This window comes from Pseudomonas sp. S3_E10 (genome assembly GCF_054667615.1).
Map to the genome: position 1 here is coordinate 2,894,316 of NZ_CP162743.1, position 15,242 is coordinate 2,909,557.

Genomic DNA, 15,242 nt, shown 5'->3' on the forward strand with positions numbered 1-15,242 from the left:
ATTATTTACCGCAGCCGGCTTTTCTGCCGGGTGTTCTAAGACGGTCGATCAATCGGCCTTTGCCTGAGTTGGCATAATTTTTTCGGTGCCCTTGAGGGCTGTTCAAATGTTCATCCACACCACTTGGGTGTCTCGAGTTTTGCAAGAAAACAATGTTCCTCGGGTCACCTTTCCAGGCCTTGCCTAAGGCGCCATTACCTTCGACGCTGTTGATATGGTGACCGGTGTAACCTGCTTTGGACATCTTTGAGTTCAGGCGGGCGTTACTCTTTGTATTTTTGATCAGCTCGCGTTCTTCATCTGTCCAGTTTCGTGAGCCCCCACCACGTAGAACCAGATCCCGTTCTTCGCCCCATGCTCTATTGATTGCCGTACCGCGGCCACCTGCTTTCGGGGTAACGGAAGCCTTGGGTTTGTAACGTATCAAATCCTCAGGATTCAAGCCGTAGGGGTCGATCCAGGTCAGCGGATTTGTTGAGTACAGGTAAAGGTTCAGGCCCCCTGCGAGGCCGATAGGATCGGGGGTAGTGAAACGGCCGATATCCGGATCGTAGAAACGGAATATGTTGTGATGCAAGCCGGTTTCACGATCCAGATACTGGCCCTGAAACCTCAGGTTTTGTTCTTCGATGTAGTAGGGTTCACGGATTTCTTGAACCGTATTTCCCCAAATTTGATAGCTGGCTTGCCAGACGGTCTGGCCTTCAGCTTCAGAGAGCAGTTCGGGCAGGCCGTTGAGATCATTGTGGTAATAGCGAACTTTCTGCTGGGTACCACTGCCATCAACGCGAGCGAGAGGCTCGTGGCTGTCGTCCCCGTATATGTAGAGGCTGGTCTGGGCGTGCTTGTGTTCTTGAAGCAGGCGCAGTCCATCCCAGGTAAAGCGGGTTTCGCTCAACAAATAGCCATTCCCGTCGTAGGTCGCCTTGGCAGTTCTTCGTCCTATAGGGTCGTAGGTCATTTTTACGACAGACCGCTGCCCGCCGTGCTCATTGTGGACCTCAGTCAAGCGATGTTCGGCGTCATAGACAAAGCGTTGGATGCCGCGATTTGCGCTACGTTTTTCGATCATTCGACCAAAACCATCATAACGATAGCGTTTGTCCTGATACGTCAGGACCTTGTTGTGTTGTATCAGTCCTGCACCCGGTTGCGCGGCATCGAGAAGGTTCGCAGCCGCATCATAGGTATAGGTTTCGCGTTGGCCCACGAGATTGTCTTGGCTGGCGACCACCCGGTCGGTTGCATCGTAATGCAGCAGGTGCCTGCGTTGGCCGCTCGGCGTCTGTTCGAGCTTGCCAATCAGATTGTCGCTGGGGTCATACTCGAATTGCTTTTGTACCGCAGCAGGAAGTACCGATGCCCGAGCGATCTGGCCTCGTTCGCGGGAGCGCAACCGCCCACAACGGTCATAGTGATGACGCGTGCTGAGATGTCCTTGGGTACGCAGTACTTCGCGGTGCAAGCGGTCGCGCTCGAAGTCACTGATCACCTGGCCGTCGAGATTTATTTGATGGAGGTGCCCACTGCCGTAATGCAAGCGATTGAGCCAACGTCCGTCGGGCAGAAGAGTCTGGCTCAGGTTGCCGAGCTCGTCGTAATTATGTTTCAGGGCGCCAGTCGCGCTTTTCTCTTCGATCAGTTGACCAACGCTGTCGTAGTCAAAGTTGATCGCTTGTTGCCTGCCGGCATGGTCGGTAAATGTGACGGCCTTGAGTCGATCCAGCGAGTCGTAGGTGTATTCCGTTCGTCCATCATCAGTGATCTTGACCCGCAGACGGCCGACGGCGTCGCGCTCAAAGCAATGCACTATGGGTGCTTCGGGAGTTACAGCGACTGATGCCATTCCGCTGCCCAGAGGGGCAGGAATAGTTTCCATCCGTTTGATGTTGTTCAGTGCGTCGTAATGATAACGGCGCACGCTACCGTCCAGGTCCTGTTGTTCGGCCACGCGGTCGTTGGCATCCCAGGCGAAACGGTACCGTTCACCGTTTTCGTTGCGCAGAGCTCTAAGGCGGCCATAGCTGTCGTATTCAAAGTTGACTTGGCGGCCATGCGCATCAAGCCGCTGGCTGACCTGTCCCTGGCGATTGCGTTGATAGTACGTAGAGTGTCCGGAGAAGTCGGTATGCGCGATCAATTGACCGCTAGTATCGCGTTGAAAGTGTTCAATGCGCCCGTCAGGTAGCTGAGTACTCAGCAATAGGCCCCTTGGATCGTAAACAAAGGTTGTGCGCTCACCCAATGCATCGGTGACAGCCTGCAAATAGCCTCTTTCGTCATACTTGAAACGTGTCGGGTAACCTGAACAGTCAATATGTTCAATAAGTTGACCGAATGGGTTCCAGCGCATCCTTTTGCTTTTTCCCGCTGCGTCGATGACCTCCACCAACTGCCCGTGATCGTCATAGCGATACTGCGAAACACGACCCTGCGGGTCCGTTTCAGCAATGCAGTTACCTCGCTGGTCATAACGTAAGTGCCAGGTGTTGCCTTCGCTGTCCGTGCCAGATACTGGTAAAGCCCAATGCTCAAGCCACGTAGTGGATTCGCTGCGGCCAAGCGGGTCAGTCTCGCCGATCAGGTTGCCGGCTTCATCGTAGCTGTATTCAAAGCGACCACCCTGCGGATCGGTGGCACTGAGCAATTGGCGCTCGTCGTTCCACTCGAACAGCCAGGTTTGCCCGAGGTTATCGCTGTACCGAACGATCTGGTGCCGGGTGTTCCAGTGGCGGGTACTGACGCGTTGCAAGCCGTCGGTAATTCGCGTGATACCGGCCTGCAAGTCGTAGTCGAACTGGTAGGCGTCACCTTCGTCGGTCCAGTGCCGGACCACGCGCCATTCCACGTCTTCAACCAAGGCCCATTCGTAAAAACAGCGCAATCCAGCGGGCAACTGGTGCTCCACCATGCGCCCGCCGGCATCGTAGCTGAAGCGCCGCTGCACCTGGCCGGTGGCATCGCGGACCTCAGCCAGGTTGCCGATAGCGTCGTAGCCGTAGCTGACCAGCACTTCGCGGCGCTGGTCGGGGTACAGCCGTTCGAGCCGCACCACGTGGCCTTGATCGCGGATCAACTCCACTTGCACCAGATCGAACGTATCGCGCAGCCGGATCAGCCGCCCGGCGTCGTCATAATCGACGTGAATGCGGTTGTCGTTACGGTCGCCGAGCTGGCTGAGGCGCAGCAACGCCGGGCTGGCAGAGGGTTCAAACAAGCGATACAGCCCGTCATCGCTTTCGATCAGTAACTGCCCATTGAGGTGTCGCCGCACGGCCAGCCCTTCACCGGCACTGAACACCGCGCCACCCAAAGGGATGTAGCCCATGTCGATAGGGCGCCCCTGCTCATCGGTGTACACCAGCGTTTCGCCGCCCTCGGGATGTGGACGAACTTCGACGCACACCTCATACGGCACGCTCCAACCCGCGCCGAACAAACTGCCTGTGCGTTCGTCACGGCTGTTGTAGAAACGCTGCCAATCAATCGGCAGGATGCCAGGCAACACGAAGTCCAACTCATCATCGCCGCCCAACACCTTGGCGCCGGTGGCCGCATGCACCGGGTTCGACGAGCCCATCGCCGCGTTGGCCATCGCCCCCATCGCACTGCTGACGGCCATCGAAGCCGCGCCGCCGATCAACATGCAGGGCAACTTGCTGAAGAACTTGCCCTTGCCGCCCTTGAGCATCAACAAAGCCGTCACCGCCAGCCCGACGCCCGGTGTCTTGCCGCTGCGAATCTCACGCACCACCACCGAGCCGCCGCCAATGGTCACGTTGGAGGAGACCAGCCCCGACGAGACCACCGTTGCATCGCAGGTGCTGCGGTCACCGCTGCGCACCGCCGGTTGGCCATTGATGGTGACTTTTTCCGAACCCTCGGCCAGAAACTGCGGCGGCATCGGCGGATGCTTTGTGCACGTCACCTGATCCAGCGGCTTGGGTTCGGCGCCGGGGGCGGGCGTGGCCACCGTGGGGCGCCACATCTGCGAGAAGAAACTCTCGGCCATGTCCAGGAAGCTGGCTTCCGGCTCGGGCGCGGGCTCTTCCAGCTCAGTGCCGGCGGGTGCGACGTGAGAGGTGATCGCCCCGGCGGCGCGCGCGGCCGGAATGTTATTGGTCAGGGTGTTGGTTGAACCGGTGAGGATGTTCGCCTGTACCGTGGGCGGAAACAGGGCGTTGCTGAAGCTCTCGCATAAATTCGATAAGCCTTTGTCCGCGCCGGTCTTGCTCATGGCCAGGCCGACAACCGTGCCCACCACGGCGCCCAGCAGGAAACAACCGAGCCCGCCAGTGGCCACGGTAATCCCGGTGGCGGCAACCACCGCCGCAGTCGCCACTGCCGTTATCGCGATGTTAGCCGCCACTTCCAGCACACCGCCGAGGATGTCGGCCATCATCGAAGTATGGGAGAGCGCATCGCCCATGCGGGCGGCCCAGAGTGCGTCAGACATGCGGGCAACTCATCAGGAAATAGCGTCGAACGACAGCGAATTTTTAATCAACGCCCAATGCGCCGCCTCGGCATCCCCAAGCTTGTCCGCCTTCACATAACTCAAGGCGAGCATCTTGCGCGTGCCCGGTATCACCAGCGCCAGCTGATACTGGAACACCTTGTCGTTGCCCTTGTTGAACTGGCTGCGCAGCTCGATGCCTTCCACTTCCTGCGCGGCGCCCAAGCGCACGTCCACGCCCGGTTGATAGCGCAGCTCCTGCACTTGTTTTTCCAGGCGCTGGAGTTGGTCGTTGAAGTTGCTGTGCAGGGTTTCGCCGTCGGCCAGCAGGCTGCGGCTGACGATCAGGGATGTGCCCAGCTCAGGGAATTTGAGGATATTGATCGTCGCGTCCTGCAGCTCGCTCGCCGGCAGTTGGAACTGGAATTCGTTGATTCGGTACGTCATGGCAAACGGGTCTCGTCAGGAGCTTTTCGGCGCGGGGAACGCGGCTTTGATATTGGCGTCGATGCTGGCTTTCTGGCCCTGTCCATCGGGCGTGGCGCCAGGGCCGCCGCCGTTATTAAGGTGCAGCACGCCCTTGGTATTGAACTCGGCGTCGCCGCTGGCATAGAAGCTGATGTTCACGCCGGTGAGGTTGATCTGCCCGCTGGCATTCAACTCCAGGATGCTTTCGCCGCAGACCAGGCGCAGGTTTTCGCCCACCTCGATTACATAGCTCTGGCTGATGCTGTCGGTCTTGCGCTGGCCCACCGAGAGGATGTCTTCCTGCTTGACGATGCGCAGGCGGTTGTTGCCGATGGTCACCGTCTCGTTATGCCCAATGCTCTTATTGCGGTCATGCCCCACCGAATGGCTCTCATCCACCTCCACCACAATGTCCTGATTACGCTCGGCATGGATGTACAACTGCTCCAGGCCCTTCTTGTCCTCCATGCGGATTTCATTGAAGTTGGCCGGCGTGCCGCCTTTGCTCGAACGGCTTTTCATGCCGCTCTGGGTCGCGTTCTCGGGCAAATCGTAAGGCACCGTCTGCTCGGCGTTGTACACCCGCCCTGTGATGATCGGCCGGTCGGGGTCGCCTTCGAGGAAGCTGACAATCACTTCCTGGCCGATCCGTGGGATCTGCATGGAGCCCCAGTTCTTGCCGGCCCAGGATTGTGACACGCGAATCCAGCACGAGCTGTTTTCGTTGGATTGGTCGTGACGGTCCCAGTAAAAATGCACCTTCACGCGACCGTACTGGTCGGTCCAGATTTCTTCGCCTTTGGGGCCAACGACCAGGGCGGTCTGCGGGCCTTTGACCACCGGCCGATGGGTGGTGGGCAGGGTGCGGTAGCTTTGTTGCGCGGGGATGCAGGTCAGGCTGCTTTCAAACTGCGCCGAGCCTGAACCGCCGCCGCTTTCCAGGCTTTCCTGGACGATGTAGTAGCGGCAGCCGACGATCAGGTATTCGCGGTTCTGGTCCTGGCGGCTGAAGCCGGTGAGGCTGAACAGATGACCGGAGCCGAGGCCGCGGGCATTGCCGGCGAACTCAATCTGCTCATGCAAGGTTTGCAGGGCTTCGATACGGGTGCGTGCGTAGTGTTCGCCGTCGGCGCTTTGCACGTAGGTGCCGGGGTAGTCGTACAGCGGGTAGTCGCCGGCGGTGTGCGGGCGCGGCATGGCCGAGCGCACGTCGATGCTCGCGCTGGGGCGCTGGAAGTCGTAGTCGTTAAGCTCCAGCGAACCCGGCTGCACCTCCTGCGCCAGGTGCCAGTTGTGCATATGGTCGCGTTCGCGCTGTTGCTCGTCCTTGGGGTAATACGGGATCGACGCATAGCCCGGCACCGTGGTGTGGGCGCCATAGGCGTCGGCCAGTACCAGCACGTGACGGTCCTGTTCATGGCGGAAGTAGTAGTAGATGCCTTCCTGTTCCATCAACCGGCTGACGAAATCGAAGCTGGTCTCGCGGTACTGCACGCAGTATTCCCACTCGCGGTAAGGCCGGCTCAGGGCGTCTTCGAAGTCGGAAAACCCCAGGTCGCGGAACACCTGCTTGATGATCTGCGGGATGCTCAGGTTCTGGAAAATCCGGCAGTCCGAGGTGCGGCTCAGCAGCCAGAACCACGGGCGCAGCGTCACCTGGTAACTGGCGAATTGGCCCTGGTCGATGTTCTGGCTGCAACGCGCGACGATACCGTGGAAGTGCCGTTCGCCGCCGTCCGCCAGTTGCAGGCCGACGCTCATCGGCTTGCCCAGCAACTGGTTGAGGTCGATGTTGGCGTTCAGGGACGTCAGCTGCAGCTCATAGTTGAACAGCCGCCCCAGCTCTTCGCCGCCGCCCATTTCATTGAGCAGCAGCACATCCGGCCCGAGGGGGCTGTTGATCTTGGCCAGGCGTGAGGCTTGGTTGAATAGCATCGGTTAACCCGTAAATTGCTGAATAACTGACGAAACCGAATTCAAGTGTGGGAGGGGGCTTGCCCCCGATGGCGGTGAATCAGTTACCTGCTCTATCCACTGAGACACCGCAATCGGGAGCAAGCCCCCTCCCACATTTGAGCCGTGTTCTGTCAGGTCAATCGTTGAACTGGTAGTGCAATTCGTTATCCCGGCTGCCGATGCGCACCCCCGCCAACGCCTTGCCTTCGAGCATGCGCGTGAGGAACTCGCGGCTCATGTCCGGCAGCAGGCTGTTGGTGAGGATGGTGTCGATCATGCGCCCGCCGCTTTCGGTTTCGGTGCAGCGCGAGACGATCAGGTCGACCACCGCGTCGTCGTAGTCGAAGGCCACCTTGTGGGTGTTCTCCACGCGCTTTTTGATGCGGTTGAGCTGCAGGCGGGTAATCGCCTTGAGCATCTCGTCGCTCAGCGGGTAGTACGGGATGGTCACCAGACGCCCGAGCAGGGCCGGCGGGAAGATTTCCAGCAGCGGCTGGCGTAGTGCCTTGGCGATTTCTTCCGGCTCGGGGATGTTCGCCGGGTCCTTGCACACGTGCGAGATCAGCTCGGTACCGGCGTTGGTGGTCAGCAGGATCAGGGTGTTCTTGAAGTCGATCACCCGGCCTTCGCCGTCTTCCATCACGCCCTTGTCGAACACCTGGAAGAAAATCTCATGCACGTCCGGGTGGGCTTTTTCCACTTCGTCCAGCAGCACCACGCTGTAGGGCTTGCGCCGCACCGCTTCGGTCAGCACGCCGCCTTCGCCGTAGCCGATATAGCCCGGTGGCGCGCCCTTGAGGGTCGACACCGTGTGGGCTTCCTGGAACTCGCTCATGTTGATGGTGATCACGTTCTGCTCGCCGCCGTACATGGCTTCGGCCAGGGCCAGGGCGGTTTCGGTCTTGCCCACGCCGGAGGTGCCGGCCAGCATGAACACGCCAATCGGCTTGCTCGGGTTGTCGAGGCCGGCGCGCGAGGTCTGGATGCGCTTGGCGATCATCTGCAAGGCGTGGTCCTGGCCGATGATGCGTTTTTTCAGGTGCTGGTCGAGGTTGAGCACGGTTTCCAGCTCGTTGCGCGCCATGCGGCCCACCGGAATGCCGGTCCAGTCGGCGACCACCGAGGCCACGGCCTGGTAATCCACGGTCGGCAGGATCAACGGGGTTTCGCCTTGCAGCGCGGTGAGGCGCTGTTGCAGGTCGACCAATTGCGTACGCAATTGGTCGCTGCCGCTGTCCACCACGCCGGCTTTTTCACGCAGGGTCGCGCGGGTGGCGAGCAGCTCGTCAACCAGGGTTTTCTCTTCGGCCCAGCGGCTTTCCAGCGTGGCCAGGCGCTCGCGCTCGGCGCTCAGCAACGCTTCGCTGTTGCTCTGGCGCGCACCAATGGCGATGCCGATCGCATGCTCGCGGGCGATGATTTGCAGCTCGGTTTCCAGCGCTTCGATGCGGCGGCGGCTGTCGTCCACCTCCGCCGGCACTGCGTGCAGGCTGATGGCGACGCGGGCGCAAGCGGTGTCCAGCAGGCTCACGGATTTGTCCGGCAACTGACGCGCCGGAATATAGCGGTGCGACAGCTTCACCGAGGCTTCCAGGGCTTCATCGAGAATCTGCACCTGGTGGTGTTTTTCCATGGTCGAGGCCACGCCGCGCATCATCAGCAGGGCTTTGTCTTCCGACGGCTCGGCGACCTGTACCACCTGGAAACGACGGGTCAGCGCCGGGTCTTTTTCGATGTGTTTTTTGTACTCGGCCCAGGTGGTGGCGGCCACGGTGCGCAAGGTGCCACGGGCGAGAGCGGGTTTGAGCAGGTTGGCAGCGTCACCGGTACCGGCGGCGCCACCGGCACCCACCAGGGTGTGGGCTTCGTCGATAAACAGAATGATCGGCTTGGGCGAAGCCTGCACGTCTTCGATGACCTGGCGCAGGCGCTGTTCGAACTCGCCTTTCATGCTGGCGCCGGCTTGCAGCAGGCCCACATCCAGGCTGCGCAGCTCTACGTCTTTGAGCGCAGGCGGTACGTCGCCGGCGACGATGCGCAGGGCGAAGCCTTCAACCACGGCGGTCTTGCCCACACCGGCTTCACCGGTGAGGATCGGGTTGTTCTGGCGCCGACGCATGAGAATGTCCACCAGTTGGCGGATCTCTTCGTCGCGGCCCACGATCGGGTCGAGCTTGCCTGTGCGGGCCTGTTCGGTCAGGTCCACGGTAAAGCGCTTGAGCGCTTCCTGCTTGCCCATCGCGCTCGGCGCCATGGCGCCGCTGGCTTCGCCTGGAACTCCGGCATTGAAGCCGTCGCTGGCGCTCAGGGCATTTTCCGGCGAGTCGCCGACGTATTCGTCAAAACGTTCGCTCAGGGCCTCGGCCTTGATCTTGTCGAACTCCGACGACAAGCCCAGCAGCGCATGGCGCAGGCTCGGCGTCTTGAGAATGCCCAGCACCAGATAACCGGTGCGTACCTGGCTTTCGCCGAACATCAGGCTGCCGTACACCCAGCCGCGTTCAACCGCTTCTTCCACGTGGGACGACAGGTCGGTGATCGACGTCGAGCCGCGCGGCAGGCGGTCCAGCGCTTCAGTGAGGTCGCGGGCCAGGCGTGCCGGTTCCAGGTTGAACTGGCGAATGATGCGGTGCAGGTCCGAGTCTTGCAGTTGCAGCAACTGGTGGAACCAATGCGCCAGTTCCACATACGGGTTGCCCCGCAGTTTGCAGAACACGGTGGCGGCTTCGATGGCCTTGTAGGCCACGCTGTTGAGTTTGCCGAACAGTGCGGCGCGACTGATTTCACCCATGCTCTGGATTCCTTGAGGTGGTGGCTTGATCGGCGTAGTGCCGGGCCAGGATTAGGTCGTTGGCGTCATGCTCAGGTTTACCGAGCCAGGTATTGAAGCCCAGGCGAAACTGGCCGTTGAGTTGCAGTGCCGGGACTTCAGGTTGTTGCAAAACCAGGTTCAAGTCCCAGTCCAATTCATGGCCCAGGTACTCGGCCACCCACGCCACCAGCTCGTTGAATGGCTGATGGCCGGGCAGCATGCCCATGTAGTCTTCCAGCGTGAGCGGGCCCAGGCGGATGCGGAATTTATGCTGGCGGTCCCACACATGGCTACCCAGGCAAAAGTCCACGCCCAGGCGGTTGGCGCTTACGCCCACGCGGCTGCGCTCGGGCAGCTCCAGCCATTGGCCGACGTATTCTTCGATCTCCACCGGCAGGCCGAAATACTCGCTGAGAATCGCCTTGAGGCCGTCCGGGTAGCGGGTCTGCGCCGACAGGTGGCCGCTGTAATGCAGCTTCGCGGTGTCGGGAATCAGCCCTTGGTTGAGCAGGCTCGGCATGCCCCGGCCACTCAAGGCGGCGAGGCGCGCGGACCAATAGTCATCGTCCGGGCGGTCGTGGCTGACCGTCGGCCGCGCCTCGGCCCAGGCCCGGTAAAACAGGCTGAGCAGGCGATGGTGGAACACGTCCAGGAACTGCTTGCTGGTGCTGTCGGCGTTGTTGCGCTGGCGCTCGCGCACGTATTCGGTGATGTGCAGCGGAAGCGGGCCGTTGGGGCCGCCAAGGCCGAAGAAGAACTGCTCCAGCCGCGCCGGCTTGCCATCGCCAGCGGGGTCGACGGCGGCCAGGGTCGCCGGGGCGAAGGTGCAATCGGCCTGTTGCCCCAGGCGCAGCGGATCATCGGCCAGGCGCAGGGAATGGCCCAGGCGCGGCAGGTGTGGCGATTCGCACTCGATACGCCGCAGCGCCTGGAAGAAATCGTATTCCCAGGGCGCCTGATGCATTGCATCCAAGGTACTCACAGGGTCGGACGACGTCCGGGCTTGGCTTTCCATCGCATGATCTCGCCGCGTTCGGTGGTACGGATCACCGTCTCGGTAAAACTGTTGATCGACACGTAGCGTGCCAGGAAACGTTCCAGCACCGCACCGAGCAGGAACACGCCGGTGCCGCGAAACGCGTTTTCATCGAATTCCAGGGTAATTTCCAGGCCGCGCCCAAACACAATCGGGCCGGGCATCGGCAGGCGTCGCGTCACCGCTTTGCTGCTGACTTCGCGCAGGCCTTCGATCTGCAATTGCAGCGCCGCGTCGTTGCTGTCGCCATACAGGCGCAACAATTCACGCAAGGCGCCCGCGCCCTGGCCCTGCTCGCTCAACGACAGGTAGTTGAGCGACAACTGGCTGATCAGGCGCCAGGCCTTGGCGTCATGGGCGTGGCTGGCACGCGGACGGCTGGGGCCTGCGACGCAACGCACGGCCAGTACCGGCGCGCTGTCGGCCAGGGTGAAGTCGGTCTTGCTGTTGCCCACGCTCATGAACAGCGGCAGGTCGCGATTGGTACACAGCGCGGTCACACCGAGTTGGCGCAGGTCATGGCCATACGGCGCCTGGCGGCTGTCCACCAGGCTGACAAAAGTTTCGCTGCCCACATAGGTCGAGCGCGGGCCATTGCGACGCTGCTCGCTGGACAGCACGCGCGGCTCGCGGCGCACCGTGTAATACGCCTGGTCGCGGCCATAACGCGAAGGGTCGCGTACCGCGTAGAACGGCAAGAACGGTTGCTCCGGCCCGGTGCCATGGCCGGTAAGGCCGGTCAACGAGTGGATCTCGAAATCCATTGGCCGCGTGCGGTCGGCGATGACGTGGTGTTCGTTGACCCGGTCGGACAAGTGGATACGGTCCACGCGCTTGGGGAACAGGTTGATCGCCGGCGTGCAGAACGGCAGGAACTGCGCCGCGCCGACGCTGCCTTCCAGGCTCGGTTCGTGGCGGTCGAACAGCACGATCAGCTCCAGCTCCTGGCCGTCGCAGCGTTTGACCGCACGGCTCAGTTCGGCGAATTCGACGAACAGGTAGCGGTGGGGCAGGGCGAAGTATTCCTGCAACAGCCGATAGCCCTGGAACGCCCGCGCCACCACCGGCATGGCCGCGTCGGCATCATCAAAGCCCCGGGAGCGCAACGCGTCTTGCCCCAAGCGCTCGACCCAATCGCCACCGGGCTTGCGCGCGAACACCGCGCAGGCATTGCCCAGCAATTGTTCGTAGAGGCGGAACGGCTGCTCGTCGGCACCGCTGAGGTACAGCGGCAGGTTGTCCAGATCAAGGCTGTTGAACGGTAATTCTGCGCCGGTGCGCAGGGTCAGGCGCAAGCCGGCCTTGGCTTTCGGTTCGCTGGCGGCCAGGCGCCCGAGTACGGTGGCGGGGTTGCCGAAGTATTCGGCGCTGCTGACCTGCAACGGCCACAATGTCACCGGATGGGCGGTGCGGTACTCGCAACAGGTCTGGGTTTCGCGGCCCAGGGCGGCCCGCAATACGCTGTCGCGCGGCAGCGGGAAACCGCTGGCCAGGGAGCCTTCATCGGGGTCGGTCTGCAGTTGCACCACGGTCATCGACGGGGTCGGCGCCAGGTAGTGCGGGTAGGCGATTTCCAGCAGGTTGTGGGTGAAGGTCGGGTATTCGGCGTCGAGCTTGAGTTGCACGCGCGCGGTGAGGTAGGCGAAACCTTCGAGCAAGCGTTCGACGTACGGGTCGGCGCAGTCCATACCGGACAGGGTCAGCCGACTGGCGATCTTCGGGTATTCCTTGGCGAACTCGGCGGCGCTTTCGCGCACGTGGTGCAGTTCCTGGTTGTACAGCTCCAGCAGGCGCGGGTTCATGGGCGTCTCCGCTGATCGGCGTTCACCACGCGCACATGACCGGACTCCAGGTCCAGGTCGGTTTGCAGCAGCAGGCGCAGCGGCACCGGCTGTGCCCACAGGTCGCCCTCGATCTCGAAACTCAGGGCGTTGTGGTTCATCTCGCCCTGGCCGACGCGGGCTTTGACGCGCAGCGTGTGGCGCAGGATGCGCGGCTCGAACGTCGCAATGGCCTGGTAGATCAGGGCTTCCAGGGACTTGATGTCGACGCTGGAGACGCTGCTGCCCGCCAATGCCGGCAGGCCATAATTGACCACCGAGGTGCCGGCCGGGGTGTGCAGCGTGGCATCGGCATCGAGCAACGACGTGGTGTTGAGCAGCCACGCCAGGTCGCGCAGTACCGAGGCTTTCAATTGGGTCAGGGACAGCACGCGTTTGTCGGCGCTTTCCTTCGGGTTGGTCGGGTCGTCGTCGGTCAGCCGGTCCAGCAGGGACGGTTGCAGACGGTCGCGGGAAGCGATTTCAGTTACCACCAAAGCAGCTCCACGGACGGGTTGCGAGAGGGACACAATGGCCGTGGCACCGGGCCACGGCCACAAGGGCTATCAGCGCTTGGTGTTGGAACGGATGTTCCAGCCAAACTTGACCGCGCCGCCGTCTTTGGTGCCGTCGGCTTTCTGCGGCTGGTAGTCGACCATCACTTGGGCGAAGTTCAGGGTGACGTTTTCGGTCAGGCGGTCATCGGTGCCCGAACCGCCGGTGCTCAGCGAAGTCACCAGCACTTCTTCCAGGTTGATCACCATGTACTCGACCTGGCTTTCACCACCGGCCTTGCGCACGGTCAGCTTGACCTTGTCGATGTGTTTGCCGCTGGCGCACAGCATCATCAGGTTGGGCGAAGCCTTGTCGACGTACTTGGTCAGCGACAGGTCCTGGATGTTCACCTTGCCCGCGCCGCCGCCACCGCCTACATGCATGTTGCCGGACTGGGACATGCCCCAGCTCCAGTTCAGCACGTCGATTTCGTCCTTGTGGGCCTTGTCCATGGACTCGCCCTTGATGTCGCCGATCTTGATGAAAATATCAACAGCCATGTTTTCTCCCTGTGTGGCACCGGCCACTTGATTTGGTTTGTGTGGGAGGGGGCTTGCCCCCGATGCAGGCAACTCGGTCTGTCAGTCAAACCGAGATGATGCTATCGGGAGCAGGCCCCCTCCCACAGAAGAGCAAGTTACTTACGCGCCTTTAGCTGAAGGCAGCTTGGACACCAGGCGCAACGACACGGTCAGCCCTTCGAGCTGGTAGTGCGGACGCAGGTAGAACTTGGAGTTGTAGTAACCCGGGTTGCCTTCGACTTCTTCCACGATCACCTCGGCGGCGGCCAACGGGTGCTGGGCCTTGGTGGTTTCGGTGGAGTGAGCCGGGTCACCGTCGACGTAGTTCAGGATCCAGTCCTGCAACCAGCGTTGCATCTCGTCCTTCTCTTTGAAGGAACCGATCTTGTCGCGCACGATGCACTTCAAGTAGTGAGCGAAACGGCAGGTGGCGAACAGGTACGGCAGGCGCGCCGCCAGGTTGGCGTTGGCGGTGGCGTCCGGGTCGTCGTATTCGGCCGGTTTCTGCAACGACTGCGCGCCAATGAACGCGGCGAAGTCGGTGTTTTTCTTGTGCAGCAGCGGCATGAAACCGTTCTTCGCCAGTTCCGCTTCACGGCGGTCACTGATGGCGATTTCGGTCGGGCACTTCATGTCCACGCCACCGTCATCGGTAGGGAACGTGTGCGCCGGCAGGTTTTCCACTTCGCCGCCGGACTCAATGCCACGGATGCGCGAGCACCAGCCGTAGTGCTTGAACGAACGGTTGATGTTCACCGCCATCGCGTAGGCGGCGTTGGCCCAGGTGTACTTGGCGCTGTCGGCGCCGTCGGTGTCTTCTTCGAAGGCGAAGGCTTCCACCGGGTCGGTCTTGGCGCCGTACGGCAGGCGCGCCAGGAAACGCGGCATGGTCAGGCCGATGTAGCGCGAATCTTCCGATTCACGCAGCGAGCGCCAGCCGGCGTATTCCGGGGTGGTGAAGATCTTGGTCAGGTCGCGCGGGTTCGACAGTTCCTGCCAGGAGCCCATGCCCATCACGGTCGGCGATGCCGCAGCGATGAACGGGGAGTGCATGGCCGCGCAGACTTTGGACAGCTCGCCCAGCAGCTCGACATCCGGCGGGGACTGGTCGAAGTAGTAGTCGCCCACCAGGCAACCATAAGGTTCGCCGCCGAACTGGCCGTATTCTTCTTCGTACATCTTCTTGAAGATCGGGCTCTGGTCCCACGCGGTGCCTTTGAATTTCTTCAGGGTCTTGTGCAGGTCCGGCTTGGAGATGTTGAGCACGCGGATCTTGAGTTGCTCATCGCTCTCGGTGTTGTTGACCAGGTAGTGCAGGCCACGCCAAGCGCTTTCCAACTGCTGGAAATCCTGGTGGTGGATGATCTGGTTGACCTGGGCGGTGAGCTTGGCGTCGATGGCGGCGATGATCGATTCGATCGACTTGATCGCGTCATTGGACACCAGGTCGGTCTGGGCCAGCGCCTGTTCAGCCAAGGTGCGCACGGCGGTTTCCACGGCTTCGCGGGCACGCTCGGTCTTGGGCTTGAACTCTTGCATCAACAGCGAGGCGAACTCGCTGGTTTCTTCGGTGGCGCCCAGGTTGAGCGCGCCTTCGCGAACGGTATTGTCGGTCATG

General features: G+C 61.5%; 9 protein-coding genes. All 9 read right to left on the minus strand.

Features of this window, described 5'->3' with window-relative positions; all coding sequences use genetic code 11:
- Position 1: 1 nt before the first annotated feature.
- The 9 genes from AB4N98_RS13070 to tssC all read right to left on the minus strand — a co-directional run bounded on the left by AB4N98_RS13070 (position 2) and on the right by tssC (position 15,241).
- Positions 2 to 4,456: an RHS repeat-associated core domain-containing protein gene (locus AB4N98_RS13070; RefSeq protein WP_460062424.1), complete on the minus strand. Its 4,455-nt coding sequence runs from the start codon at positions 4,454 to 4,456 to the stop codon at positions 2 to 4.
- Between the two features lie 12 nt (positions 4,457 to 4,468).
- Complete coding sequence (locus AB4N98_RS13075) at positions 4,469 to 4,903, minus strand: DcrB-related protein (protein WP_065879244.1); 435 nt, start codon at positions 4,901 to 4,903, stop codon at positions 4,469 to 4,471.
- Positions 4,904 to 4,918: 15 nt separating this feature from the next.
- Positions 4,919 to 6,859: a type VI secretion system Vgr family protein gene (locus tag AB4N98_RS13080; protein ID WP_065879245.1), complete on the minus strand. Its 1,941-nt coding sequence runs from the start codon at positions 6,857 to 6,859 to the stop codon at positions 4,919 to 4,921.
- 157 nt (positions 6,860 to 7,016) lie between these two features.
- Positions 7,017 to 9,671 carry a type VI secretion system ATPase TssH gene (gene tssH, locus AB4N98_RS13085; protein WP_017526779.1) on the minus strand — a complete coding sequence of 885 codons (2,655 nt, stop codon included), beginning with the start codon at positions 9,669 to 9,671 and terminating at the stop codon, positions 7,017 to 7,019.
- Positions 9,664 to 10,707: a type VI secretion system baseplate subunit TssG gene (tssG, locus tag AB4N98_RS13090; RefSeq protein ID WP_065879246.1), complete on the minus strand. Its 1,044-nt coding sequence runs from the start codon at positions 10,705 to 10,707 to the stop codon at positions 9,664 to 9,666. The genes tssH and tssG overlap by 8 nt, the downstream gene beginning before the upstream one ends.
- Positions 10,671 to 12,530 carry a type VI secretion system baseplate subunit TssF gene (gene tssF / locus AB4N98_RS13095; RefSeq protein WP_017526781.1) on the minus strand — a complete coding sequence of 620 codons (1,860 nt, stop codon included), beginning with the start codon at positions 12,528 to 12,530 and terminating at the stop codon, positions 10,671 to 10,673. Before tssF ends, tssG begins: the two co-directional genes overlap by 37 nt.
- Positions 12,527 to 13,042 carry a type VI secretion system baseplate subunit TssE gene (tssE, locus tag AB4N98_RS13100; protein WP_026067178.1) on the minus strand — a complete coding sequence of 172 codons (516 nt, stop codon included), beginning with the start codon at positions 13,040 to 13,042 and terminating at the stop codon, positions 12,527 to 12,529. Before tssE ends, tssF begins: the two co-directional genes overlap by 4 nt.
- 72 nt (positions 13,043 to 13,114) lie before the next feature.
- The gene (locus tag AB4N98_RS13105) at positions 13,115 to 13,603 is read right to left on the minus strand and encodes an Hcp family type VI secretion system effector (protein ID WP_017526783.1); all 489 of its coding nucleotides are present in this window, start codon (positions 13,601 to 13,603) and stop codon (positions 13,115 to 13,117) included.
- A gap of 141 nt (positions 13,604 to 13,744) precedes the next feature.
- Positions 13,745 to 15,241 carry a type VI secretion system contractile sheath large subunit gene (gene tssC / locus AB4N98_RS13110; protein WP_017526784.1) on the minus strand — a complete coding sequence of 499 codons (1,497 nt, stop codon included), beginning with the start codon at positions 15,239 to 15,241 and terminating at the stop codon, positions 13,745 to 13,747.
- Between the last annotated feature and the right edge of the window lies 1 nt (position 15,242).

Bases quoted from the DNA above. Each gene is read 5' to 3' on its own strand.
- AB4N98_RS13075 (WP_065879244.1), bottom strand. From the start codon at position 4,903: ATGACGTACCGAATCAACGAATTCCAGTTCCAACTGCCGGCGAGCGAG.
- tssH (WP_017526779.1), bottom strand. From the start codon at position 9,671: ATGGGTGAAATCAGTCGCGCCGCACTGTTCGGCAAACTCAACAGCGTG.
- tssG (WP_065879246.1), bottom strand. From the start codon at position 10,707: ATGGAAAGCCAAGCCCGGACGTCGTCCGACCCTGTGAGTACCTTGGAT.
- AB4N98_RS13105 (WP_017526783.1), bottom strand. From the start codon at position 13,603: ATGGCTGTTGATATTTTCATCAAGATCGGCGACATCAAGGGCGAGTCC.
- tssF (WP_017526781.1), bottom strand. From the start codon at position 12,530: ATGAACCCGCGCCTGCTGGAGCTGTACAACCAGGAACTGCACCACGTG.
- tssC (WP_017526784.1), bottom strand. From the start codon at position 15,241: ATGACCGACAATACCGTTCGCGAAGGCGCGCTCAACCTGGGCGCCACC.
- AB4N98_RS13070 (WP_460062424.1), bottom strand. From the start codon at position 4,456: ATGTCTGACGCACTCTGGGCCGCCCGCATGGGCGATGCGCTCTCCCAT.
- AB4N98_RS13080 (WP_065879245.1), bottom strand. From the start codon at position 6,859: ATGCTATTCAACCAAGCCTCACGCCTGGCCAAGATCAACAGCCCCCTC.